The 24,528-nt window shown below is 44.9% G+C and carries 23 protein-coding genes; 9 read left to right on the forward strand and 14 right to left on the reverse strand.

The genetic code is table 11. The features are described from left to right. Positions 1-182: 182 nt before the first annotated feature. Positions 183-1,166: a beta-N-acetylhexosaminidase gene (gene nagZ / locus R7Q11_RS17120; protein WP_017821494.1), complete on the reverse strand. Its 984-nt coding sequence runs from the start codon at positions 1,164-1,166 to the stop codon at positions 183-185. Positions 1,167-1,265: 99 nt separating this feature from the next. Between nagZ and R7Q11_RS17125 the strand changes: the two genes are divergently transcribed. Both R7Q11_RS17125 and murQ read left to right on the forward strand, forming a co-directional pair. Next, entirely contained in the window at positions 1,266-2,378 is a 1,113-nt protein-coding gene (locus tag R7Q11_RS17125) for an anhydro-N-acetylmuramic acid kinase (RefSeq protein ID WP_017821495.1), read from the forward strand. 36 nt (positions 2,379-2,414) lie between these two features. Continuing rightward, complete coding sequence (murQ, locus tag R7Q11_RS17130; RefSeq protein WP_017636161.1) at positions 2,415-3,344, forward strand: N-acetylmuramic acid 6-phosphate etherase; 930 nt, start codon at positions 2,415-2,417, stop codon at positions 3,342-3,344. A gap of 51 nt (positions 3,345-3,395) precedes the next feature. Here murQ and R7Q11_RS17135 read toward each other — a convergent pair whose 3' ends face one another. Then, the gene (locus R7Q11_RS17135) at positions 3,396-3,668 is read right to left on the reverse strand and encodes a hypothetical protein (protein ID WP_005381911.1); all 273 of its coding nucleotides are present in this window, start codon (positions 3,666-3,668) and stop codon (positions 3,396-3,398) included. 114 nt (positions 3,669-3,782) lie between these two features. After that, on the reverse strand, positions 3,783-4,124 hold the full coding sequence (locus tag R7Q11_RS17140; RefSeq protein ID WP_206953697.1) for a DUF2799 domain-containing protein: 342 nt from the start codon (positions 4,122-4,124) through the stop codon (positions 3,783-3,785). Between the two features lie 280 nt (positions 4,125-4,404). Between R7Q11_RS17140 and R7Q11_RS17145 the strand changes: the two genes are divergently transcribed. From R7Q11_RS17145 to R7Q11_RS17160, 4 genes are all read left to right on the forward strand, one after another. Further along, positions 4,405-5,889 (forward strand): carbon starvation protein A, encoded by a 1,485-nt coding sequence (locus R7Q11_RS17145; protein ID WP_005381914.1) that lies wholly within the window; start codon positions 4,405-4,407, stop codon positions 5,887-5,889. A 193-nt stretch (positions 5,890-6,082) separates the two neighbouring features. After that, on the forward strand, positions 6,083-7,753 hold the full coding sequence (locus tag R7Q11_RS17150) for a sensor histidine kinase (RefSeq protein ID WP_005381915.1): 1,671 nt from the start codon (positions 6,083-6,085) through the stop codon (positions 7,751-7,753). A gap of 31 nt (positions 7,754-7,784) precedes the next feature. Then, positions 7,785-8,513, forward strand: coding sequence for a two-component system response regulator BtsR (btsR, locus tag R7Q11_RS17155; protein ID WP_005381917.1), 729 nt, complete (start codon positions 7,785-7,787; stop codon positions 8,511-8,513). 71 nt (positions 8,514-8,584) lie between these two features. After that, positions 8,585-9,058, forward strand: a complete 474-nt coding sequence (locus R7Q11_RS17160) for a low molecular weight phosphatase family protein (RefSeq protein WP_017636163.1) — start codon at positions 8,585-8,587, stop codon at positions 9,056-9,058. A gap of 46 nt (positions 9,059-9,104) precedes the next feature. Here the strand turns inward: R7Q11_RS17160 and ispH are convergent, their stop codons facing one another. From ispH to murJ, 6 genes are all read right to left on the reverse strand, one after another. Continuing rightward, a complete protein-coding gene (gene ispH, locus R7Q11_RS17165) occupies positions 9,105-10,070 on the reverse strand; it encodes a 4-hydroxy-3-methylbut-2-enyl diphosphate reductase (RefSeq protein WP_005381920.1) in 966 nt (321 codons plus the stop codon). 23 nt (positions 10,071-10,093) lie between these two features. After that, positions 10,094-10,525 carry an FKBP-type peptidyl-prolyl cis-trans isomerase gene (gene fkpB / locus R7Q11_RS17170; protein WP_005381922.1) on the reverse strand — a complete coding sequence of 144 codons (432 nt, stop codon included), beginning with the start codon at positions 10,523-10,525 and terminating at the stop codon, positions 10,094-10,096. 144 nt (positions 10,526-10,669) lie between these two features. After that, complete coding sequence (gene lspA / locus R7Q11_RS17175; protein WP_225466618.1) at positions 10,670-11,176, reverse strand: signal peptidase II; 507 nt, start codon at positions 11,174-11,176, stop codon at positions 10,670-10,672. A 73-nt stretch (positions 11,177-11,249) separates the two neighbouring features. Further along, complete coding sequence (ileS, locus tag R7Q11_RS17180) at positions 11,250-14,078, reverse strand: isoleucine--tRNA ligase (RefSeq protein ID WP_017821497.1); 2,829 nt, start codon at positions 14,076-14,078, stop codon at positions 11,250-11,252. A 64-nt stretch (positions 14,079-14,142) separates the two neighbouring features. Beyond that, positions 14,143-15,078 (reverse strand): bifunctional riboflavin kinase/FAD synthetase, encoded by a 936-nt coding sequence (gene ribF / locus R7Q11_RS17185; RefSeq protein WP_005381933.1) that lies wholly within the window; start codon positions 15,076-15,078, stop codon positions 14,143-14,145. Positions 15,079-15,147: 69 nt separating this feature from the next. Then, the gene (murJ, locus tag R7Q11_RS17190; RefSeq protein ID WP_025998736.1) at positions 15,148-16,710 is read right to left on the reverse strand and encodes a murein biosynthesis integral membrane protein MurJ; all 1,563 of its coding nucleotides are present in this window, start codon (positions 16,708-16,710) and stop codon (positions 15,148-15,150) included. A 305-nt stretch (positions 16,711-17,015) separates the two neighbouring features. On the opposite strand from murJ, the gene rpsT reads away from it, so the two are divergent. Further along, positions 17,016-17,276, forward strand: a complete 261-nt coding sequence (gene rpsT / locus R7Q11_RS17195) for a 30S ribosomal protein S20 (protein WP_005381938.1) — start codon at positions 17,016-17,018, stop codon at positions 17,274-17,276. Between the two features lie 304 nt (positions 17,277-17,580). Here rpsT and R7Q11_RS17200 read toward each other — a convergent pair whose 3' ends face one another. Together R7Q11_RS17200 and nhaR are read right to left on the reverse strand one after the other, a co-directional pair. Then, positions 17,581-17,889 (reverse strand): ArsR/SmtB family transcription factor, encoded by a 309-nt coding sequence (locus tag R7Q11_RS17200; protein ID WP_005381940.1) that lies wholly within the window; start codon positions 17,887-17,889, stop codon positions 17,581-17,583. Between the two features lie 288 nt (positions 17,890-18,177). Next, on the reverse strand, positions 18,178-19,068 hold the full coding sequence (nhaR, locus tag R7Q11_RS17205) for a transcriptional activator NhaR (RefSeq protein ID WP_005381942.1): 891 nt from the start codon (positions 19,066-19,068) through the stop codon (positions 18,178-18,180). 386 nt (positions 19,069-19,454) lie between these two features. On the opposite strand from nhaR, the gene R7Q11_RS17210 reads away from it, so the two are divergent. Next, a complete protein-coding gene (locus tag R7Q11_RS17210) occupies positions 19,455-20,600 on the forward strand; it encodes a Na/Pi symporter (RefSeq protein ID WP_025768431.1) in 1,146 nt (381 codons plus the stop codon). A gap of 147 nt (positions 20,601-20,747) precedes the next feature. After that, positions 20,748-21,890 carry a flavohemoglobin expression-modulating QEGLA motif protein gene (locus R7Q11_RS17215; RefSeq protein WP_025768430.1) on the forward strand — a complete coding sequence of 381 codons (1,143 nt, stop codon included), beginning with the start codon at positions 20,748-20,750 and terminating at the stop codon, positions 21,888-21,890. 70 nt (positions 21,891-21,960) lie between these two features. Here the strand turns inward: R7Q11_RS17215 and R7Q11_RS17220 are convergent, their stop codons facing one another. The 3 genes from R7Q11_RS17220 to R7Q11_RS17230 form a co-directional block, all read right to left on the reverse strand. Beyond that, a complete protein-coding gene (locus tag R7Q11_RS17220; RefSeq protein ID WP_025768429.1) occupies positions 21,961-22,812 on the reverse strand; it encodes a thymidylate synthase in 852 nt (283 codons plus the stop codon). Between the two features lie 9 nt (positions 22,813-22,821). Then, positions 22,822-23,643 carry a prolipoprotein diacylglyceryl transferase gene (gene lgt / locus R7Q11_RS17225; protein ID WP_005381948.1) on the reverse strand — a complete coding sequence of 274 codons (822 nt, stop codon included), beginning with the start codon at positions 23,641-23,643 and terminating at the stop codon, positions 22,822-22,824. A gap of 87 nt (positions 23,644-23,730) precedes the next feature. Continuing rightward, positions 23,731-24,522 (reverse strand): sulfite exporter TauE/SafE family protein, encoded by a 792-nt coding sequence (locus R7Q11_RS17230; protein ID WP_005381949.1) that lies wholly within the window; start codon positions 24,520-24,522, stop codon positions 23,731-23,733. Positions 24,523-24,528 lie beyond the last annotated feature (6 nt).

The raw sequence follows: 24,528 nt of genomic DNA on the forward strand, positions 1-24,528 counted from the left end.
ACACCCAACCAAACCTTTGGTGAGACAACTAAGCTTTAACGACAAGATAACAGGCTAAAAAAGAAAAACAAGCGTACAGAATAAAAAACATTTAGTGTAAATTAAAATTTACAGTCAAATAAAAAGCCAAAGCATAATTAACTTTGGCTTCTCATCGCTGTTTTGAATCTTTTACAAGAGGTTTAGCTAGTCAAGCGTTTCATCGCTTCACTCGCCGCTTTCCACTCTTGAGATAGCTTAAGTTCGCTTGGAGAAAATGACTGTTTTTTCAGTAATCCATCCGCGAGTGGCACGGTTGAAACCGGTAAGTTGTCTAATACCTCAACGTGCGCTTCTCGTTTATTACACATTAACAACATATCGCAGCCAGCTCTCAATGCTTGAGCACCTCGCTCGGCAGGGCTGCCCATGATCGCAGCGCCTTCCATGGTCAAGTCATCCGAAAAAACCAAACCTTTAAAACCCAATTGCTGACGCAGGACCTGTTTTAACCAGTATTCAGAACCGCTGGCTGGTTGAGCATCATAGTGTGGGAAAATCACGTGAGCAGGCATCATGGCATCTAAAATACCGGCATCAATTTGCGCTTTGAAGATCGCCATATCTTGTTCAAAAATATCACTGCGCTCGTCGTATGGTGTTTCTAGATGTGAGTCTGCAATCACGCCACCATGTCCAGGGAAGTGCTTGCCTGTCGTTGCCATGCCAACACTCTTCATTCCCTGCATATATGCAGTGCTATAGCGAAGAATGGTATCGGCATCTTCACCGAATGCACGGTTACCGATCGCTTTACATTGATGGCCTTGGTCAAGTACCGGGGCAAAGCTTAAATCAATATCATGGGCAATCAGCTCTGCTGCCATTAACCAACCGCCCATACGAGCAAGCTCTTCACCATTTTGATGTTTAGCGTACTCATCAGCAGCAGGAATTAATGAGAAACCTTCGCGAAAGCGCTGCACTCGGCCGCCCTCTTGATCCACACCGATCAAAAACGGGCGCTTAGCCGCCTTTCGGATGGATTGAGTAAGTGCTTGAAGCTGTTTGCTATCATGATAGTTGCGAGCAAATAGAATTAAGCCACCAACCGTAGGATGCTCCAAGATTTCTTTGTCTTCAGCGGTCAGTTCATACCCCGCAACGTCAACCCATAACGGTCCCATGTTTTCTCCTCAAAATCGGCTGAATATCTCGTATTCGATGAGGTTATTCGCTTCAGATTTGCTTTACAATAAGTGAATGAAGAATTGACGAGATCGGCTATGAAATTTAACGAACTGTACATTGGTGTGATGTCTGGAACGAGTATGGATGGTGTTGATACCGCTCTAGTTGAAATAAGCGATGAGCACGTTCGCCTGATTGCGCATGACGACTACCCAATGCCCGCAGCACTAAAAGACATGCTGTTATCTGTTTGTACCGGTCAAGCAACAAATTTAAAAGCCATAGGTGAACTTGACCACCAGCTCGGCCACCTATTTGCAGATGCTGTGTTACAGCTGCTCAATAAGTCTGGTTACGTCGTAGAGCAAATTCGTGCGATTGGTAATCACGGTCAAACAGTATTCCATCAGCCTACCGGAAACTTGCCGTTTACCACTCAATTGGGCGATGCAAACATTATCGCGGTCAAAACAGGCATTGATACGGTAGCGGATTTTCGTCGTAAAGACATGGCGCTAGGTGGACAAGGTGCCCCACTCGTCCCTGCTTTCCATAAAAGCATTTTTGCGATGCAGGATTCCACAACTGTGGTACTTAACATTGGAGGCATTGCCAATATCTCGGTACTGCATCCAGAACAACCAGTCATTGGCTATGACACAGGCCCGGGCAATATGTTGATGGACGCATGGTGTGCGCTGCATACTGGGCAAAGCTTCGACGAAGATGCACAGTTTGCACTTAAAGGAACGGTAAACGCTACTTTGTTGACTCAATTACTCAAAGAAGCTTACCTCGCCATGCCAGCCCCTAAAAGTACCGGACGAGAACTGTTCAATATTGACTGGCTGCATCAACAACTGGCCCATCACAATTTACCAATCGAAGACGTACAACGTACACTTTGCGAGTATTCTGCAATTACCATTGCCAACGAAGTCGACAAGTTTTCTCATGGCATCACACCTCAACTATTGGTCTGTGGCGGTGGAGCAAGAAACCCACTTTTGATGCAGCGACTAGCTAAGTTATTGCCACAATGGAGCGTTGCGACAACGGCAGAAAAAGGCGTTGATGGCGACTACATGGAAGCAATGGCGTTTGCTTGGCTTGCGCAGCGCCATATTCACGGCCTCCCTAGCAACTTACCGGAAGTTACGGGGGCAAGTCGTCTCGCTTCACTGGGTGTACTCTATTCAAAAAATTAAGGGCAATAGATCCTAAACAAAAAGGCTTAATTCATTATGACGAACGATGCACTTATCGCAGCTTTATCCCATCTGGTATCTGAAGGGCGAAATCCAGACACCATGGACATCGACTTGCTGCCTTCTCTCGATATTGTTCAACGCATCAACCAACAGGACAAACTCGTTCCTCTTGCCGTTGAAAAAGTATTGCCTGAGATCGCTGAAGCCGTTGATAAGATCACGGAAGCATTTAAGGTCGGAGGTCGGTTGTTTTACATCGGTGCGGGTACCAGTGGTCGACTTGGCGTTTTGGACGCTTCAGAATGCCCACCAACTTTTGGCACAGATCCAGAGATGGTCGTTGGTATTATTGCCGGTGGAAAAGAGGCAATGTTCCGTGCAAAAGAAGGGGCGGAGGACGATCCAGCATTGGGTGAGCAAGATCTTAAAGAGAATACACTAACACAACGCGATGTCGTCGTTGGTATTGCGGCAAGTGGACGAACACCTTACGTGATTGGTGGCTTAGAGTATGCGAACGAGCTTGGTGCCACCACTGTAGCACTATCTTGTAACCCTGACTCTCCGATTGCTGATATTGCTGATATTGCGATTAGCCCCGTTGTAGGACCTGAAGCGTTAACGGGATCCACTCGCTTAAAATCAGGGACGGCACAAAAACTCGTACTGAACATGCTCACTACCGCAAGCATGATTCGCCTAGGCAAAAGTTATCAGAACTTAATGGTAGATGTGAAAGCGACGAATGCAAAGCTAGTTGCAAGAGCGGCTCGTATTGTTATGCAAGCAACAGATTGTACTAACCAAGAGGCTAAAACGGCGCTCAAAGAAACGGACTACGACGCCAAGTTAGCGATTTTGATGATTTTAACCGGGCTGGATAGAGAAAGCGCGACTGAGCAACTGAACGCCAAGCAAGGATATTTAAGAAAAGTCGTGATCGCGCAAACTAATCAATCTTAATCAATAAAGCGCCTCACTTATTTAAAAGTCAGGCGCCTTTTATGGCTTAATTTAGTAGTTCAATCGTTCAATGTGAGTAATACCGACTTTACCTTCAAGGTCACTGAACATATGAACCATTGCTGGGTATGGTTGTGCTCCAGGGTAGACAACTTCTGCATTACAGAAAAACGCATAGTTTTGTCCGGCTACGACTTGAGTAGCCACAACCAAAGGGGAGTATTTGACACCGACAAACCCCTCGATACCTTTAGCAAATACTTCTTTATTCTCTGCTGTGAGTTCATGAAATGGACTCCAGCCACCAGCCATTTGCGTTGACATAATGTGATTCCTTTTTTTCTGTGCTCACTATCAAGCAATATGAACATAGTTTAATAAGGAGGATTTTGCCACATTTATGTGATGCAGACAGTGTAACAACGGCTTTATTGACTATTAATTTGAGTATTCATTCCAACCACGTTGCCATTCCATGCGGAATTTTTGCGCTTGCTCAGTACCTTCACAAACCCCTTCGTAATACTGACCAGATACCCCCATTTGATACGCAAAAGCAGGATTACAGTACTCACGTAAACCTTCTAAATAACCTTGGTCGTAGTCACTTTGCTTAACACTACCCAACTCACGAAGCTCGCTCATCGTGCGCGATGTGTGTCCGGTTATGCCATCTTGATATCCGATCTGATGCCAATCTCCCGACTTGGCAAGATCTGCTGTCGTTGCTGTGCATCCTGCAAGTAAAGCCAGTGCCAGACCTACCGTTACCTTTTTCATGGTTCTTCCTTAAGTAATTGTTTTCAAAAATAAGCTTACCACTAATTATTGGCGCTTGCCGCTGAGCTTGCAGATTTAACCACTGATGACTCAAATCAGCCGCTCAAGACTGTCATCAACCTTTCGCCATTTTTAAAAACCGCTCAAGCAGCATATCGACCACTCAGTGCTCTATTCGACCACTCATCTACTAACCGAATGCATTTAACACAAGTGACGCATAACATGCATCCTGAGATTAAAAAATTACCCTACCCAACTAAGACCAAGGACAATTGCTATGATGTGGTTTCTAACCTGTGTCGCAGCCCTAATCGGCGGATACTTCATCTACGGCGCTTTCGTCGAGAAGATTTTCGGCATCAATGAAAAACGCCAAACGCCAGCTCACACCAAATCGGACGGTGTTGACTTCGTTCCAATGTCAACAAAGAAAGTTTACCTAGTTCAACTACTTAACATCGCAGGTGTGGGTCCAATTTTTGGCCCGATCATGGGGGCACTATACGGTCCTGCGGCGATGCTTTGGATTGTAGTCGGTTGTATTTTTGCTGGTGCAGTACACGATTACTTCTCAGGCATGCTTTCAGTGCGTAACGGCGGTGCATCTGTACCTACCATTACAGGTCGCTACTTAGGTAATGGCGCAAAACACTTTATGAATATTTTTGCCATTGTCCTATTGCTTCTAGTTGGCGTAGTGTTCGTTTCAGCCCCTGCTGGCATGATTACTAACCTCATCAATGATCAAACAAGCTTGAGCGTAAGCATGACTACAATGGTTATTGCTATCTTTGCTTACTACATCATTGCGACGATTGTTCCTGTCGATAAAATCATTGGTCGTTTCTACCCACTGTTTGGCGCCCTACTTATCTTTATGTCTGTTGGCCTAATGACAGCCGTTGCTTTCTCTAGCGAACACACAGTAATGGGTGACTTCCAAGTTTCGGACATGTTCTCTAACCTCAACCCAAATGACATGCCGTTATGGCCTGCATTGTTCATCACTATCGCATGTGGCGCTATCTCTGGCTTCCACGCAACTCAGTCTCCACTGATGGCGCGTTGTATGGAAAATGAGAAAAACGGTCGCTTCGTATTCTACGGTGCAATGATTGGTGAAGGTGTTATCGCGCTAATTTGGTGTGCTATCGCTCTGTCTTTCTTCGGCTCTCTAGACGCTCTATCAGAAGCTGTGAAAAACGGTGGCCCTGGTAACGTGGTATACAGCGCATCATTTGGTCTGCTAGGTGTGTTCGGTGGTATCCTTGCGTTCCTGGGTGTGGTTATCCTACCAATTACGTCTGGCGATACAGCGTTCCGTTCAAGCCGCTTGATCCTTGCTGAATACTTCAACATGGAACAAAAAACGCTACGTAACCGTCTACTGATGGCACTTCCACTGTTCGTTATCGGCGGTATCTTAACTCAAGTAGACTTCGGCATTATCTGGCGCTACTTCGGTTTTGCAAACCAAACAACAGCGGTAATGATGCTTTGGACTGCGTCCGCTTACCTACTGCGTCACAACAAGCTGCACTGGATTACCACTATCCCAGCTATCTTCATGACCACGGTATGTGTCACGTTCATCTTAAACAACAGCTCGCTAGGTTTTGGTCTGCCAATGCAACTATCAACTATCGTAGGTATTGTGTTTGCCCTAGCTGTGACAGGTTACGTTATCAAAACCTCTAAGGGTAAAGGTGAAACTGAACTGGCTGACGAAGAGAAACCACAAGCCGTATCAGAAACAGCGTAATACTCGTCACATCTGAGTGACTAAGATAGGAGCCTGCCAATTGCAGGCTCTTTTTGTTTTATACCCAAGTCACTTTAAGGTTCAGAAAGCACAGCGCAGCATCATTTACTTAGCTGTTCTTATCTATCTGAGCCAAGCATCTTGAGGTTACTTAGGTATACAATAACAACATTGATTCTAGGTTAGGTTCACTATGGAACTGGTCATCTCCCTTTTACAACAGATGTGTGTGTACTTAGTTTTGGCTTACATGCTAAGTAAAACGCCAATCATCTTACCTTTGCTGAGTATTTCTTCGCGCTTAAGCCACCGCCTAATTTGTTACGTACTCTTCTCTGGCTTTTGTATTCTCGGCACCTATTTCGGTCTGCACATCAACGATGCTATTGCCAATACTCGTGCGATCGGCGCAGTTATGGGCGGGCTGTTTGGTGGACCTGTTGTAGGTTTCGCCGTCGGATTTACTGGTGGCATTCATCGATACTCTCTTGGTGGCTTTACTGACCTAGCCTGTGCAATTTCAACCACCGCCGAGGGCGTAATTGGTGGCTTGCTCCACGTTTACCTTATCAAGCGAAATAAAGGCGCATTGCTGTTTAATCCAAGCGTCGTATTCAGCGTCACGTTTGTTGCAGAAGTGGTGCAAATGATTTTGCTGCTCGCCGTCGCGAAACCTTTTGATCAAGCCTATGAACTGGTGTCCGCTATTGCAGCGCCTATGATCATCGCGAATTCATTTGGTGCGGCGTTGTTCATGAGTATCCTGCAAGACAGAAAAGCAATCTTTGAAAAGTTTTCTGCGACGTTTTCGCGTCGAGCGCTCACCATTGCTGATCGCTCAGTGGGAATTCTAAGCAACGGCTTCAACACCGAAAACGCAGAGAAAATCGCGCGTATTATTTACGAAGAAACCAAAGTGGGCGCTGTCGCGATTACTGACCAAGAAAAAATCTTAGCGTTTGTGGGCATTGGCGATGATCACCATAAACCAAACACGCCGATTTCATCGCAAAGCACATTAGACTCCATGGAGAAAAACGACATCATTTATCTTGATGGTGCGGAGCGTCCATACCAATGCTCCATTGCAAAAGATTGCAAGCTCGGATCTGCGCTGATCATCCCACTGCGTGCAGGGAAAGAGGTCATTGGTACCATAAAGCTGTATGAACCGAAGCGTAAATTGTTCTCGACGGCCAACATGTCGATGGCGGAAGGAATAGCCCAGCTTCTATCTAGCCAAATCCTTTATGGCGATTACCAACAACAACAAGCCTTACTCGCCCAAGCAGAAATAAAATTGCTTCACGCTCAGGTGAATCCACACTTTTTGTTTAATGCACTCAATACTATTAGTGCGATTACTCGTCGTGACCCTGACAAAGCGCGCGAGCTAATCCAAAATTTATCGCACTTCTTCCGCAGCAATTTAAAGCAGAACATTAATACCGTGACGCTAAAGGAAGAGCTTGCACATGTGAACTCGTACTTGAGCATCGAAAAAGCGCGTTTTACGGACCGCTTAGAGGTTGAAATCGATATTCAACCTGAATTGCTGGACATCAAATTACCAAGCTTTACACTCCAGCCTTTGGTTGAGAATGCCATTAAGCATGGCATTTCAAACATGCTTGAAGGTGGTAAAGTTCATATATACAGCGAAGCACACCCACAAGGTCACTTGATTACCGTCGAAGACAACGCAGGCAGTTTTGAACCGCCAAAAGAAAACCACTCAGGGCTAGGTTTAGAAATTGTCGACAAACGTCTCACTAATCAATTTGGACGTGATGCAGCGCTAAAAATTACGTGCGAGCCACATCAATTTACTAAAATGAGCTTTATCATTCCCCCAAAATCATAAAAGCACGCTGAAGCAATAAAGGTAATGTTGGATGTTAACCGCACTCGTCATTGATGATGAACAGTTTGCTCGTGAAGAGCTAGCAGAGTTACTGGATGAAACAGGCCAAGTTGAGGTCGTGGGCGATGCCTCAAACGCAATCCTTGGCCTAAAAAAAATCAATGAACTTAAGCCTGATGTGGTGTTTCTCGATATCCAAATGCCTCAAGTCACGGGGATTGAACTACTTGGGATGCTTGATCCAGAAACCATGCCTTATGTGGTTTTTGTCACGGCTTATGATCAGTATGCGATTCAAGCATTTGAAGACAATGCCTTTGATTACTTGCTCAAACCTGTCGACCCATGCAGGTTAACTAAAACGGTCAAACGACTAAACAAAGTCATTAGCCAATCCGCCCTAACGCAACAACTGTCTGCTATTACACCTGACACGTTGGATCAGATACCGTGCATCGGACACAACCGCATCGTTATCATGGCCACCGACACGGTGGAATGTGCTTACAGTGATATCAGCGGCGTGCATGTACGCTCCACCAGCCAAACCGCGAGCACCCAACTGACATTAAAAACGTTGGAAGAGAAAACCCCTCTAGTCCGCTGCCATCGTCAATACTTAGTCAGTATTAAAGCGATTAGCGAAATCAAGTTACTGGAAAATGGGTTAGCGGAAATCATCACCAAAACAGGCTTTGAGATACCAGTAAGCCGCCGCTACTTAAAGGTGCTCAAAGAGATGCTCGGCATTAGCCACTAACACAAAAACTTCACACATCATCGCTAAGTTTCCGCTAGCGTATAAATAGGACGCTCTGAAAAGACGAGGCGATGATGTATAAAGTTTTATTCATATGTAAGCACAACGCTGGACGAAGCGTCCTCGCGGAGTCAATCGCAACCAATATCCTGCCAGCAGATTTTAGTGTCACCAGTGGAGGCTCACATCCCACAGGCAAGGTGCACCCAGTGGTGCAAAAATATTTAGATGACCACCAACTCCCCATTCCGCATATCCACACGCATTCATGGGAGGAGCGAACTCAGTTTCTTCCCGACATCGTTATTATTCTCTGTGATTCTTTACATCAAGAAACCGCTCCTCAGTGGCTTGCAGGTGGTGTTCGAGTAAACTGGCAAGTTGATGCTTTTCCGACCGATGGTTCTGATGAAGACATGTACGCACATTGCGAAAAGGTTGCTCAATCGCTTGAGCGAAGAATCACGAAGATGTCTGATATGATTATCGATGGTTTAGGAAAAGACCAAATTCGTGATTACCTAAATGAGTTAAGAGAGATGTAAAAAAGGCGACCCACAGGTCGCCTTTTGAATATTCGATAAATGGAGACTAATCCACTTGCTTGATTTGCAGTTCTTTAGGTACTTCAAAGAACATATTCTCTTCACGGCCAAGTACTTCATCAACCGCTTCGGCACCGACGAGTTCTTTGATTCGCTCTAGAATCTGATTAACGAGCTCTTCCGGAGCAGATGCTCCCGCAGTCACGCCGACCTTTGTTTTGCCTTCGAACCACTCAGGTTTGATATCTTCCGGACAGTCGGTTAAGTAGCCAGGTGTCCCTAGCTTTTCAGCTAGCTCTTTAAGACGTGTAGAGTTTGATGAGTTTTTAGAACCCACCACAACCATCACATCTACGTCACCAGCTAATTCACGTACGGCATCTTGGCGGTTTTGTGTCGCATAACAGATATCGTCTTTACGTGGACCTTGGATATCTGGGAACACGCGGCGTAGCTCTTCGATAACATCGGCAGTTTCATCGACAGAAAGCGTCGTTTGGCTTACGTAATGAAGATCGGATGGATCTTTCACAATCGCCTTCAGTTTCTCAACATCGGCTGGAGTTTCAACCAAGTACATACCACCGGTTTCACTGGCGTATTGCCCCATCGTACCTTCGACTTCAGGGTGACCTGCGTGACCAATCAGAACCACTTCCATATTACGACGGCTCGCACGCGCCACTTCCATATGCACTTTGGTTACTAAAGGACACGTTGCGTCAAATACGGTCAAATCACGCTGCTTGGCTTCCTGACGAACCGCCTGCGATACACCATGAGCAGAAAAAATCACAATGTTGTTGTCTGGCACTTCATGCAGCTCTTCAACGAAGATAGCACCACGCTGTTTTAGACCTTCAACCACAAAACGGTTATGCACCACTTCATGTCGAACATAGATAGGTGGCTGATACATCTCTAGCGCACGCTCTACGATGCTAATCGCGCGGTCAACACCAGCACAGAAACCACGTGGGTTAGCTAACAGGATTTTCATTTCATTGCTCATGGAAATTATCTTTATTGGGTTCGCTATTCTACTGACAAAATTTCAACTTCGAAAGTCACGTCTTGTCCCGCTAGAGGATGGTTGAAGTCCACAGTGACTGAATCGCCTGCAATCTCTGTAATAATGCCCGGGATTTCCATGCCATCAGGGCCACTGAAGGCCATGATTGTACCAACTTCCACTTCTGCATCACCTACAAATTTAGTGCGATCCATATAGTGAATATGATCAGGGTTTGGCATACCAAACGCGTCTTCTGCCTTTAGCTCAATCGCTTTTTGTGCGCCTGTTTCGAGGCCGATCAAGCATTGCTCAAAGTTTTCACTCAAGCTGCCATCACCCATAACAAACTTCGCTGGTTTACCCATGTTATGAGTACTATCTGCAACCGATCCGTCTTTCATTTTAATCGTAAAGTGAAGGGTTACTACCGATTCATTGGTTATTGTTGTCACGTTAATGCTTCCTTGTTCTTGGGTTATTACGCTGTCAGCTTGGTCTTTTTATACATTGATATGCTGATTGGCGCTCCAACATAATAAAAAGCGTCGCTCGAATCAACGGACGACGCTTAGGGTTATTCGATATATCGCAAAAGGTTACTTGTTAGCGTCTTTTTTACGGAAGCCATCCAGAATAATCATTGCCGCACCAATACAGATCGCCATGTCAGCAAGGTTGAATGCTGGCCAGTGGTAGTTACCCCAGAAGAAGTCTAGGTAATCAACAACAAAGCCATGAACGACGCGGTCAAACACGTTGCCCACTGCACCACCAATAATCAGTGCATAAGCAATGTTGTTCCATTTTTCTTTTGCTGGAAGCTTGCTCATCCAGTAGGTCAAAAGACCCGTCACAACAAACGCGATACCTGTAAATAACCAACGCTGCCAACCAGCTTGATCGCTCAAGAAGCTGAAAGCGGCACCGTAGTTATGAACGTAAAGTAGGTTGAAGAATGGCAACACCTCAATTCGGTTTGCCCATCCGTAGCCCATGTTGTCCATCACCACCAATTTGATGCCAATATCTGCAATAAATACCAGAATTGCTAACCACAGCCAGCGAACTCCAGATTGCTTTAACGTCAGTGTTTTTTCACTCATTACTTTACCTACAAACAGCCCCAGTAAATACTGGGGCTGTTAATTTTAAAAAAAGTTCAGTCGTTCTAGGCAATTACGCGAATTTACGTACTTCACCTTCGCCGTCTACGTTAGACACACAACGACCACAGATCTTCTCGTGACCTTCAATTGTGCCTACGTCTGGCGTGTGGTGCCAACAACGGTCACACTTCTCGCCTTCAGCTGCTGCTACTTCTACAAACAAGCCTTCGATATCCGTCGCTTGTGCTGCATCCGTCTTCTCACCTAGAGGCTTAACTTTCGCCGCAGAGGTTAGTAGAACAAAGCGCAGTTCATCTTCAAGTTTGTTGATCTTCGCCGCTAGTGCGTCATCAGCAAATAGAGTCACTTCAGCTTGTAGTGCACCACCAATGGTTTTCTCTTTACGCGCATCTTCTAGAAGTTTGTTTACCGCACCACGAACCGCTTGGATCTCAGACCAGAATTCGTTGTTCAGCTCTTCACCTTCAGCAAGACCGAATAGACCGTCGAACCACTCACCAGTGAATACGAACTTGTCGCGTTGACCTGGCATTTCGTTCCAGATTTCATCTGCAGTGAACGACATGATTGGCGCCATCCAACGAACTAGCGCTTCTACGATGTAGTAAAGTGCAGTCTGACAGCTACGTTGAGCGTTGCCGCCACGTTTTGCTGTGTACTGACGGTCTTTAATTACGTCTAAGTAGAAAGAGCCCATTTCGATTGAACAGAATTGCATTAGACGCTGAGTTACACCGTGTGTGTTGTACTCTTCGTATGCTTTAACAATCTCTTCTTGTGCTGCTAGTGCACGACCAACCGCCCAGCGATCTAGCGCAACCATCTCTTCAACAGGAACGATGTCTGTTTCAGGGTTGAAGCCGCTCAAGTTAGCTAGGAAGAAACGCGCTGTGTTACGGATACGACGGTACGCATCTGCGCTGCGTTTTAGGATTTCATCAGAAACCGCAACTTCACCAGTGTAGTCTGTAGAAGCAACCCATAGACGAAGAATGTCAGCACCTAGCTTGTTGGTTACGTCTTTTGGCGCAACCACGTTACCGATAGATTTAGACATCTTACGACCCTGACCGTCAACCACGAAACCGTGTGTCAGTACTTGTTTGTAAGGTGCTTCGTCTTTCATCGCAATAGATGAAATTAAAGAAGATTGGAACCAACCGCGGTGTTGGTCAGAACCTTCTAGGTATAGGTCTGCACTGTTGCCGTTGTACTCTTCACGAGCATCAACAACAGAGAAGTGAGTGACACCTGAATCGAACCATACGTCTAGCGTATCTAGCACTTTTTCGTATTGGTCAGCGTCAGCACCTAGTAGTTCAGCGGCATCTACATCCCACCATGCTTGGATGCCTTTCTCTTCAACCAGCTTAGCGACTTTCTCGATCAGCTCTAGCGTGTTTGGATGAAGTTCTGCTGTTTCTTTATGAACAAACAGAGCAATTGGCACACCCCAAGTACGTTGACGAGAGATACACCACTCAGGGCGACCTTCGATCATACCTTCGATGCGGCTTTGACCCCACTCAGGCATCCACTCTACATTCTTGATTGACTCTAATGCTTTAGCACGTAGGCCAGCTTGGTCCATAGAAACGAACCATTGAGGTGTAGCACGGAAGATGATTGGGGTCTTATGACGCCAACAGTGTGGGTAGCTGTGCTCGTAAGCGTGGTGGTGTAGTAGTGCACCTTTTTCTTTTAGTACTTCTACTACTGCATCGTTCGCTTTAAATACGTGCTGACCAGCAAATAGCTCTGTATCTGGTAGGTAAACACCGTTTGAGCCAACTGGGTTTGCTACTTCTAGGTTGTACTTGTTACCAACCGCGAAGTCTTCTTGACCGTGACCAGGAGCAGTGTGAACAACACCAGTACCTGAATCAGTCGTAACGTGATCACCAAGGATCGCCGGTACAGTGAAATCGTAGAATGGGTGTTGGAATTGAGAAAGCTCTAGGTCCGCACCTTTAGCAAAGCCAAGGTTGTGGAAGTGCTCGATACCCGCACGGTCCATTACGTCTTTCGCTAGCTCAGCAGCAACGATGATACGCTCAGCGTTGTCGCCTTCTGTTTGGATAAGCACGTACTCTAGATCATCACGTAGACATACTGCGCGGTTTGCAGGCAGTGTCCAAGGTGTTGTTGTCCAGATAACGATAGATACGTCACCGTGACCTTCATGACCTTCTGTCAGTTCAAATTTAGATAGCAGTGCCGCTTCGTCAGCCGCTTTAAAACGAACGTCGATAGATGGCGATACTTTATCTTTGTATTCTACTTCCGCTTCAGCAAGAGCAGAACCACAGTCTGTACACCAGTGAACAGGTTTGAAACCTTTTAGCAGGTGACCATTGCTTGCGATCTTACCAAGAGCACGAATAATGTTCGCTTCAGTTGCGAAATCCATAGTGCGGTATGGCTTGTCCCACTCACCCATGATACCAAGGCGTTTGAAGCTCTCTTTCTGACCTTCAACCTGACCTGCTGCGTATTCACGACATTTCTCGCGGAATTCCGCTGCTGTCACTTTTTGGCCTGGCTTACCTACTTTCTTCTCTACCATTAATTCGATTGGTAGACCGTGGCAGTCCCAGCCTGGGATGTAAGGTGCGTCAAAACCTGAAAGTGTTTTGGATTTAATAATAATGTCTTTAAGAATCTTGTTTAGTGCGTGACCAATATGAATGTCACCATTTGCGTAAGGAGGGCCATCGTGCAATACGAATGACTTTTTGCCTTTCTTAGCTTTACGGATTTCACCGTAAAGATCTTCTTTGTACCAACGCTTAAGCATTTCTGGCTCACGATTGGCCAGGTTGCCGCGCATTGGAAACCCTGTTTCAGGTAAGTTCAGGGTATCTTTATACTCACTCATCGATTCTTAATTCCGTTATATTGGGCGAAAATTAGACATTATGTTGAACGGTGGAATAAACCGCTCAACGCTTAAGCTGACGCAGCCACACCCTTGCTGCTTCAGCATCCAATTCGATTTGTTGTTTAAGTGCTTCAAACGACTCAAACTTTTGCTCATCTCGAAGTTTATGCAAAAGTTCCACTTCTAGTTGCTTGCCATATAAATTGGCATGAAAGTCGAATAAGTGCACTTCTAACTGTTGGCGAACACCATTGACGGTTGGTCTTTGACCAATATTAGCAACACCACCAACTGGCTTATTTCCTAAGCCAAGCGCTTGAACAACATAGACTCCGGAAACCGGAGAAACACAGCGTTTCAAAGGAATATTTGCAGTAGGGAACCCAATGGTTCGACCTAGCTTTCTTCCGTGAGAAACACGACCGCTGATGCTGTAGTTTCTTCCCAGCATCTGTTGCGCGGAATGCAAATCGTCACGCGCCAGCGCTTGACGGATAGCCGTACTGCTGACACGTAATTGTTGTAAACAAAAGCTCTGGGTACTTACGACATCAAAGCCGTATTTTTCCCCTGCTTCCTGCAGCATTGCAAAGTTACCTGTACGGCCTTTGCCAAAGCAGAAATCATCACCAACGACAAGAAACTTAACACCCAAACGCTCGACCAACAAGTCACGGATAAACTCTTCCGCGGTTAAACTTGCAAAATGGCGATTGAAATTGACACACAGTAAGCGGTCAATATCGAGCTTACTCAATTGCACGAACTTATCGCGTAATCGCGTCAACCTTGCAGGTGCCTTGTCTTTGGCAAACAGCTCCATCGGCTGAGGTTCAAAGGTCATCACAACAGAAGGCAAGGATAGCCTGTCCGCTTGCTCAGACACTTGCTGCAATACTTGTTGATGGCCTTTATGGACACCATCGAAATTGCCAATAGTCAGCACACAACCATGATGTCGCGGGTTGATATTGTGAATGCCTCTAATCAGTTCCATTGGATACTGCTTTCTGCCTCTGTTTTACTTTACACTGTGTGAAACTGACGGATTATATACTAATCACCCTCAGTCTGTCCCAGCTTTTAGGTCTTTTAAACGCGCACCAGTTAAAAATAGAACCACTAGGTAAACTACGGCTCCTAAACCGATCAACATCCCTAGCACCGCGCTTCGGTGAGCAAAGCTCCAGCCCAGCCATACTGACATATCTTCCAGTTGCCATAAGATTGCCGCCACCATCGCCGCGCCAGCAATAGCTAAACGTATAATAAAGAAGACGGTTCGCTTAGTGATTTGGTATACCTCTGCGATGTGCAGGCCACGATACAGCAGTGCCATATTCACAAATGCCGATAGTGCCGTCGCGATAGCCAAGCCAACGTAGCCATAGAAGTACGCAAAAATTGCATTAAATACCATGTTGGTCACCATCGCAATGATGCCGTATTTCACTGGCGTTTTAGTGTCTTGACGCGAGTAATAACCCGGAGCGAGCACTTTAATCAGCATAAAGTTCAACAAGCCTGAAGCGTAAGCAAAGAGTGACAATGATGCTTGATGTACGTCTTGTGGCGAAAACTCACCTCGCATGAATAACACCATCAACATAGGTTTTGCCAGTACCATCAAACCAAGCATTGCAGGAAGGCCAAGTAAGATCACCATGCGCACCCCCCAGTCCATGGTTTGTGCGAATCCTTCATTTTGTGCGTCAACATGTTTGCGTGATAATGCTGGTAAAATCACCGTTGCAATAGCAATACCAAACAGACCTAACGGGAATTCCAACAAGCGATCTGAATAGTACAACCAACTGATCGAACCGGTTTGCAGAAAGCTGGCAATAAAAGTATCAAACAACAAGTTGATTTGGCTTACCGACACACCGAACAAAGCAGGAATCATTAAGGTTCGGATCTTCACCACGCCCGGATCGCGCCAGCCCCATTTCGGCTTAACCATAACCCCCGCTTTAATAAGGAAAGGGATTTGAAATAAGAACTGAACCAAACCACCAAGGAAAACACCGATGGCAAGACCAATCTCTGGCTGTGGCATCTGCGGCGAGATAAACCATGCTGCCAAAATGATCATCACATTGAGGAAGACAGGAGTAAACGAAGAAACCGCAAACTTACCTAGTGTATTGAGAATGGCTCCCGATAGGGCAACAAAAGTGATGAACCATAAATAAGGAAAGGTAATCTTGAGCATCACGCTAGCAAGTTCGAACTTCTCAGCCGCGGGACCACCATGCATCCAGTCTAGGAACCAACCAAAACCAAACAGTGCAGTCACCACTCCGGAACCTAGAACACCTAAGATGGTAACAATTGAGACTATCACCCCTAATGTACCCGCCGCACGAGCAATGAGCTCCCGAGTTTTATTCATGTCGCCTTGAGCATGGCTTTCCGTTAAAACAGGTACAAACGCTTGGGAAAAAGCACCTTCAGCAAACAAACGTCGTAAAAAATTAGGAATTTTATTGGCGAAGAAAAAGACGTCTGCGCTTGCTCCTGCCCCCATTAAATTTGCCACTACAACATCACGAACTAGGCCAAGAACGCGGGAAATAAATGTCATAGCACTGACGATCATGCCAGACTTGAGTAGTCGTTTACTCACTGTAACCTCGGAATATCACCATAAGACAGCTAACCCTATACTGTTTCTCTGACAGGTGCTGTAAATAGACGTCAAAAATCTATCCGCGGGTTGTAAGGAATAAGTGTGCCTTTCGCGGATAATTATTAGCATTGGTATAAAAATGCTGTTAGAATCCCCGCCATCTTAACCGCGATAACCTCTCTTACCAAAATTTGTTTTGGCTTAGATCGGTTTTTGCACAAATCATTTGACATTTAAGCGCAAATGAGGGATATTCCTCGCCCTTAAATTGTCACAGAACTAAGTTTTTGGGAGTTAGACCCTTGGCAAATAGTAAATCTGCTAAGAAGCGCGCTATCCAAGCTGAGAAACGTCGTCAGCACAATGCTAGCCGTCGCTCAATGATGCGTACTTACATGAAGAAAACTGTTGCTGCTATCGAAGCAGGCGACAAAGAAGCTGCAACTGCTGCATTCGCTGTAGTTACACCTATCCTAGACCGCATGGCAACTAAAGGCCTTATTCACAAGAATAAAGCAGCTCGCCATAAGTCTCGTTTCGCTGCACAAATCAAAGCTCTTTAATAGAGTCCTGATTTTACAGTGAAGAAAAAACCGACCTTGTGTCGGTTTTTTTATATCTACAAAGTTTTCTTAATAAAAAAAGCTGGCAATGCCAGCTTTTCTTTTTCTGAATGTCCCATTTAAAGACATCAGCTTATTCATTACCCATATAACGCTCAAACTAGAAAGCACTAATAAAACACTTGAGAACAAAGCAAATTGGTCGATGAGTAGTACCCTATCATCAAAAGTTTAACGCCACTCTCAAATATTCCAACAAGTTAGATTCACACTCTAAGATGAGCAGTATATTAGGACTATTTAATTAATGTTGAGCACTCTCAGCACAATAAAGACTATGCAGTGTTTTTATTAACGCTTTCACTTCATCACTCTTTAATGTGTAGTACACCGTCTGTGCTTCTTTCCTTGTCGTGACTAACTCATCACGGCGAAGCCAAGCAAGATGCTGAGATAATGCCGACTGGCTTAGCTCTAACTTTGCACACAGCTCTCCCACGGACAGCTCTTGGTTATGCAGCATACAAAGGATTTGTAGGCGTCTCTCGTTTGCCATCGCTTTGAGCAACACGACGGCTTTTGCGGAGTTCTGCTCCATTTCTTGTAGATTCATGTGTTGGACCTCTAGCTACAACTTACTTATTCCAACCCTGGCCAGCTTGTTGTGTTGCACTGATTTATATATCTAAGAAAATCAAGATACACTTCCAGAGTCTTCATTATTAGAACCTCTAATTTAGTTGTTAGTGATACACCAATATTATCCACCAAGGATTTTAATTGGTGCGCCATCAATAATTAATAGTTTTGCTCACTAAAACAAGTATCTTGCTTACTTAGATATTATTTAGAATTATATTTTTATTGATAGTAATCTATTTATTTACGCAACGATACGGGTTTACTCAAACATTTGACTGAAATCAGCATCACAAACATTTTTTACCGCGGGGTGTTGGATCATTCGTTCCGCAAAAATCACGTAGTACTCTTCTTTTAGCCCATCGACATGGCCAATTAGCTGTAAATTTCGGTCGTCTTCAATCTCCGACATGTATACGGTCGGTGCCAAGAAAATCACATCATCGTGGTACCGAGCAAAAGCTTTCATCAACGCAACATCATCAAACTCCCCTAGCACATTGGGTTGAAGGCCTTGACGATCAAACCATTGAATAACTTTACGCCCCATAGCCGTTCGGCTCGCGGGAATCAGAAGTTTTTTTTGTTCCAAGATCTCAGGGAATCGCACATTTTCAATTTCAGAAGAAGCAAAAAAGCTCATGCTACTTTCACCCAACTTTTTGCTATAAAGGCCAGGACTTTGAGTAGAATCAACGGGACAATCCGAAAGGATCATATCTAGCTTGTGCTGAGAAAGGCGTTCAAGTAGCAGTTCGTGGGTCGATTCATAACAGCGTAAATGAATACTGTTATCTTCCGGGACGGTCGTCATCAGTACTTTACTGACCAAGCGTTTAGATAATGCATCGGCTACACCAACTTCAAATAGAATGTTCGAGTGCTGGCTGTAATTGACGATATCTAACATCTCATAGCTCAAACCGAACATCCGGTCGGCGTACTTAAACACAAGCTGACCTAACTCAGTGGGCTCAACTGTACGACCATTGCGCTTGGTTAACTTTCCTTTCATGCGCTCTTCAAGCGCTTTAATCTGTCCTGTCACGGTTTGCGGTGTCAGGAAGAGCGCGTCAGCCGCCTTAGTTACAGAGCCCTGTTTGCACACCATCCAGAAATAATAGAGATGGTTGTAGTTTAGATGTGACATGATCGAGTCCCGAAAAGAAAGTGATACTTTTTATACCAAATGTGACAGAGACAAACAATAAACTCGACAAAACCATACAATACCTTACAAAAGCATAAGTTTTACCGAAAGTATAAAGTCAATACTGTCATAAAAGTTGAACTGAGGCGCATTTTCTCTACAAAAAAAACGCAAAAACCAAACAAAACGAAACCAAAATTTAACCACTAAAATCAACAAGTTAAAAATTAATTTTCTTCTTCTTTTACGCCATTATCAAAAAGAACAATAAAAATCTCTCACAGCAAGAAATCTGTAATATTACTGAAATATTTATTCTCTAACATCGCCCGCAGATTCAACTACAGACCGAAAGATGAACTGAAAGGTCAACGGAGAAAATTATGATGAACCAAGCTACTTCAACAGTGGCACCAATTTCGAGCACAGCTCGTTGGTTACGCTGGGCTAACTTGGCATTCATGTTATATCTGCTTCTTCTAGCAGTATCTATGGTTGGTAGTGGCTTTAAATGGGCAACTGGCGATCAAGCTAAGGTGCTATTTGAATTTGCCGCACACCCAGTTGCAGGTCTAATGATCGGCTTGGTGGCAACAGCCTTAATTCAGTCTTCAAGTACTGTAACGTCTATTATTGTAGGCTTGGTTGCAGGTGGCTTACCTGTAGAAACCGCTATCCCTATGGTGATGGGTGCTAACATTGGTACCACAGTGACCAATACGCTTGTATCTCTTGGCCACGTGCGCTGTAAAGAAGAGTTCAAACGTGCATTTGCAAGTGCAACCATTCACGACTTCTTCAACTTGCTTGCTGTCGCTATTTTCCTTCCGTTGGAAATGATGTTCGGCATTTTAGAGAAAGTTTCTCACTGGCTTGTTTCTCCACTGCTTGCTACTGGTGATATGAGCATTAAAGGCTTCAACTTTATTAAACCAATTACAAAGCCAGTCGTAGGCGCAATTAAAGAGCCACTTTCTACCTTCGGTGATACTGTTGGCGGCGTCATGCTTATTGCTTTGGGTATTGCGACTATCTTCGTTGCAATCACAGTGATGGGTAAATTGATGAAGAGCCTAATGGTTGGTCGCGCACGTGAAATTTTGAAAAACGCCATCGGTCGTGGTCCTATTCACGGCATCGTATCAGGCTCAATCGTGACCGTTCTAGTACAATCTTCCTCAACCACGACAAGTTTAATGGTTCCGTTGGTTGGTACTGGCGTGTTGAAAGTACGAGATATCTACCCTTTCACTCTGGGTGCTAACATTGGTACTTGTATTACGGCACTACTAGCAGCGACAGCGGTATCTGGAGAGTTCGCAGTATTCGCACTACAAATCGCTCTAGTCCACTTAGTATTTAACATCATGGCGACGCTGTTTATCTTTGGAATTCCATTCCTACGTGAGATTCCGGTTAAAGGCGCTGAGATGATTTCTGAAATGGCTATTAAGAATAAAGCAGTTGTTGGTGGTTACCTAATGTCAGTATTCGTTATTCTACCAGGTGCAATTCTAGCCCTAACAACGTAACAACAACGACATACCATCGCTTATTGTTTAGGCTCCACATCGTGGAGCCTTTTTTATGATAATTAAACTGTTCAAATCGATTGTCCGGTGATAATTTGAGCCACATCAGCATGCTTATGCTGAGCTATCTCATTTGGAGTCGACAACATGACGCAGCTTAATGACGCTATTTCTGATCAGCTACTCGCAATAGACGAAAACCTAACCCAACTGGTTGCTGATATTGATATCCTCAGTAGCGTGAATCCTCTTAATTATGCTCAAGAAAGAGAACGTTTCATTAAAAACAAATATTCTCAAGAGCCTAATTTTCAATATTCAATTACTAACGTAGATACCCACAGCGCAAAGCGACGTCTATATGAGCTACCTCTAGAAAACATTCAAGACACCCAACTGCAGAGGCTGTACGCGGATGTAATTCAGTCTTATGCAGATAAACTGGATCAAGTGAATACCATAGGTACGCAAGAGTTTCTTTATAACTCCTTACGCTATTATGGGGAACCGAGCGCCAAAGATATTGCCAACGCCCATTTCATATTGCACCTTCCTACAGAAGAAGAAAAAGAACCTCAGCACGATAGCCGTGCAATAGCACGTTTCATGCAAAATTTTGCTCAACGCAATGGGTATGAATGTGAAATACAGGTGTTGGACGGGATGTTAGCAAACGCACTAGTTTCAGGATCTAGAGTCAAAATTAACCACGCGGCGTACATCACCACTGATGAGCTGGAGGCTCTTGCACATCATGAAATGGGAGTACATCTCCTAACTACGCTTAACGGTCGTCAACAACCGCTAAAAGTCCTGAGCTTAGGTTGTCCTGCCAATACCAACACTCAAGAAGGGCTGGCTATATTATGTGAGTATCTGTCAGGACATTTCAGTATCAAGCGCCTAAGAACCTTAGCCTTACGAGTTCTGGCAGTAGAGTCGATGATCAAGGATCGCGATTTCCGCCATACGTTCATGCTATTAAAAGAACAGTATAAAGCTTCTGATCTTCAAGCATTTACAACGACTGCCCGAGTCTATCGAGGTGGAGGTTTAACGAAGGATTACTTGTATCTTAGAGGATTCCGAGAGGTGCTCAATGCCTATGATAGATTGGGCGATGACTTTTCACTATTGTTGTGCGGGAAAACAGAGCTGAAGTACTTTGAGCTTATCCGTTCATTAGTGAGTAAAGAAATATTCACTCAACCTAAGTTTATTAGCCCGGCACTGTCCACACCGATGCAGACCAACCCAATTCACCGTTATATTGTCAGTGCACTAAAATAATACCTTCTAAGTACAAAAAAGAAAAAAGCTCCATTCGGAGCTTTTTCTATATCTTGAAGAACGATACTCGTTACACTGAGAATGGGTAACGAATAGGATCGTGATGCTCGTACCCTTCAACCCAAAAGTCATCCAGTGTGACCCATGTTTCCAAATCTTCTAGAGATTTAATCTCTGGGTTGATATGGAACGTCGGCGCTTTTAATGGCTCACGTTTCAACTGAACATCGCGCATCAGTTCAAGCTGATCTTCATAAATGTGAGCATTCACAATCTTATGAAATGCCTGACCAGGTTTCTTGCCCGTAATTTGCGCCATAATCACCAAGAACACGTAAACTTGAACCATATTGAAGTTTAAGCCAAGCGGTACATCACACGAACGCTGAGTACTATTCAGGTAAAGCGTATCATCCAGCAATGAAAAATGGTGACTGTACATACAAGGACGCAAGCACCCCATGTGGAACTCACCCGGATTGTAGAAGTTCAAGATTTCACCGCGGTCATCAACACCACGCGTTAAGTCATCCACTATCTTACGTAGCTGGTCAACATGACCACCATCAGGTTTCGCCCAGGCGCGCCCTTGAACCCCATAGACACGGCCCATGTCGTCTTCACCTTTACGGTATGGGTTATTCAACCAGGCATCATTTAGGTTGGCATTGGCATCCCAGGTTTTCGTGCCCAGCTTACGAAAATCTTCCGCATTATCGTAACCACGAATATACCCTAATAGTTCTGCAACGGCCGCTTTCCAAAAACTTTTACGTGTGGTGACCAACGGAAATTGATTGTTCGCAACATCGTAGGTTAAATCCGCGTTGATTACGGTCAGGCAGCGCTTGCCTGTACGCTCATTTTCAACCCAAACACCTTGGTCAACGATGCGTTGACACAAATCTAAATACTGTTTCACACCAATACCTTACTTCGTCTTTTGTGGTAATTCGTCTTTGTAATGACCACGTTTGTATGCCCAAACCATCATGAGGACACCGATAACCACCATTGGCAGGGATAAAATCTGTCCCATGGAAATAAAGCCACCGAATAAACCCAAATGAGCGTCTGGTTCGCGCACGTATTCTACTAGGAAACGGAAGGTTCCGTAACCCGCAAGAAAGAGTCCTGAAACAGAACCTAGAGGACGAGGTTTCTTGATGAACCAATTCAAAATGAAGAAAAGGACGATACCTTCAAGCGCCATTTCATAAAGTTGCGATGGATGACGTGGCAGTGGACCGCCATTTGGGAAAACGATCGCCCAAGGCACATCCGTTACTCGGCCCCACAACTCGCTGTTCATGAAGTTACCTAAACGCCCCATACCCAAACCAAATGGCACAAGCGGCGCGATAAAGTCAGCAACACCGAAGAAAGTTCGCCCGTTTTTGTGTGCATACCAGAACATCGCGGTAATCACACCCAGTAAGCCCCCGTGGAAAGACATACCACCGGTCCACACTTTAAATAGATACAAAGGGTCAGCCAGGAAGAGCTCAAAATTGTAGAAAAGCACGTAGCCTACACGGCCACCAATCACCACGCCAAGGAAGCCTGCGAACAACAAATCAGAAACCTGCTCTCGTGTCCAACCACTTCCAGGCTTATCTGCACGTCGGTTCGCTAACCATAGAGCAAACATAAAGCCCACAAGGTACATCAAACCGTACCAACGAACCGAAACAGGACCAATAGAGATTAAAACCGGATCAATATTGGGAAATTCAATATATCCCTGAGACATAAATCATTCTCTTCTTATCACAACAAAATAAATATACCCAAGTAACCTCTAGATGCTTGGTTCAGCGAGAATGACTTGGGTACAAACTTAGAGCAGCATGGTCGCTGCAACAAACATTAAGAACACCGCGAATATCTTTTTTAATACCGCAGTTGGAAGGCTAGTTGCGAGCTTCGCACCCACTTTTGTTGTGAGCATCGAGGCCATAGCAATCGCTAATAAAGCGGGAAGATAAACATAGCCAATACTGTATGAAGGTAAGCCTTCCACTTTATAGCCATGTAAGATGAAGCCGATCATACCAGAAATAGCAATCACGCAACCACAAACGGAGGATGAGCCCACCGCTTTACGCATCTCTATCCCATGTTTATTTAAAAATGGTACCGACAGTGAGCCACCACCAATACCAGCAAGGCTTGATACGACACCAATTCCCGTGCCGTAAACTACAGTCACAGGGCTGCTCGGCATAGGTTTACTGCTCGTAACTTTAATGGAACGAAACATTTGTACTGACAGGCAAAGAACAATGACACCAAACACTTTCGGCAAATAGTGTGTAGGGATCCACTCAGCAATATTGGCACCAACAAAGCCACCAATGACCACACCAGGCATCAACCATTTTACGACAAACATATCGACATTGCCGAGCTTAAGGTGATTCATCGCCGATGAGCCAGACGTGACAATAATACTCGCTAACGAAGTGGCTAAGGCCATGTGCATACTCATTTCTGGAGAGATCCCAGCAAGAGGAAGCAAATACAACAAGGCAGGAACAACAATCAAACCACCACCGATACCGAGTAACCCCGCCATCACACCCACAAAAGCGCCTAGCGCCAACAATAACAAAAATAAAGAGACGGTCACGATTTC

Source organism: Vibrio sp. 970 (assembly GCF_033339075.1).

Coding starts and splice junctions, on each gene's coding strand:
- R7Q11_RS17150 (WP_005381915.1), top strand. CDS start 6,083: ATGGAACTGGTCATCTCCCTTTTACAACAGATGTGTGTGTACTTAGTT.
- murQ (WP_017636161.1), top strand. CDS start 2,415: ATGACGAACGATGCACTTATCGCAGCTTTATCCCATCTGGTATCTGAA.
- R7Q11_RS17140 (WP_206953697.1), bottom strand. CDS start 4,124: ATGAAAAAGGTAACGGTAGGTCTGGCACTGGCTTTACTTGCAGGATGC.
- ileS (WP_017821497.1), bottom strand. CDS start 14,078: ATGAGTGAGTATAAAGATACCCTGAACTTACCTGAAACAGGGTTTCCA.
- R7Q11_RS17160 (WP_017636163.1), top strand. CDS start 8,585: ATGATGTATAAAGTTTTATTCATATGTAAGCACAACGCTGGACGAAGC.
- R7Q11_RS17200 (WP_005381940.1), bottom strand. CDS start 17,889: ATGAATCTACAAGAAATGGAGCAGAACTCCGCAAAAGCCGTCGTGTTG.
- R7Q11_RS17215 (WP_025768430.1), top strand. CDS start 20,748: ATGACGCAGCTTAATGACGCTATTTCTGATCAGCTACTCGCAATAGAC.
- R7Q11_RS17210 (WP_025768431.1), top strand. CDS start 19,455: ATGAACCAAGCTACTTCAACAGTGGCACCAATTTCGAGCACAGCTCGT.
- nhaR (WP_005381942.1), bottom strand. CDS start 19,068: ATGTCACATCTAAACTACAACCATCTCTATTATTTCTGGATGGTGTGC.
- btsR (WP_005381917.1), top strand. CDS start 7,785: ATGTTAACCGCACTCGTCATTGATGATGAACAGTTTGCTCGTGAAGAG.
- lspA (WP_225466618.1), bottom strand. CDS start 11,176: ATGAGTGAAAAAACACTGACGTTAAAGCAATCTGGAGTTCGCTGGCTG.
- lgt (WP_005381948.1), bottom strand. CDS start 23,643: ATGTCTCAGGGATATATTGAATTTCCCAATATTGATCCGGTTTTAATC.
- R7Q11_RS17125 (WP_017821495.1), top strand. CDS start 1,266: ATGAAATTTAACGAACTGTACATTGGTGTGATGTCTGGAACGAGTATG.
- R7Q11_RS17135 (WP_005381911.1), bottom strand. CDS start 3,668: ATGTCAACGCAAATGGCTGGTGGCTGGAGTCCATTTCATGAACTCACA.
- ispH (WP_005381920.1), bottom strand. CDS start 10,070: ATGAGCAATGAAATGAAAATCCTGTTAGCTAACCCACGTGGTTTCTGT.
- R7Q11_RS17145 (WP_005381914.1), top strand. CDS start 4,405: ATGATGTGGTTTCTAACCTGTGTCGCAGCCCTAATCGGCGGATACTTC.
- ribF (WP_005381933.1), bottom strand. CDS start 15,078: ATGGAACTGATTAGAGGCATTCACAATATCAACCCGCGACATCATGGT.
- nagZ (WP_017821494.1), bottom strand. CDS start 1,166: ATGGGACCGTTATGGGTTGACGTTGCGGGGTATGAACTGACCGCTGAA.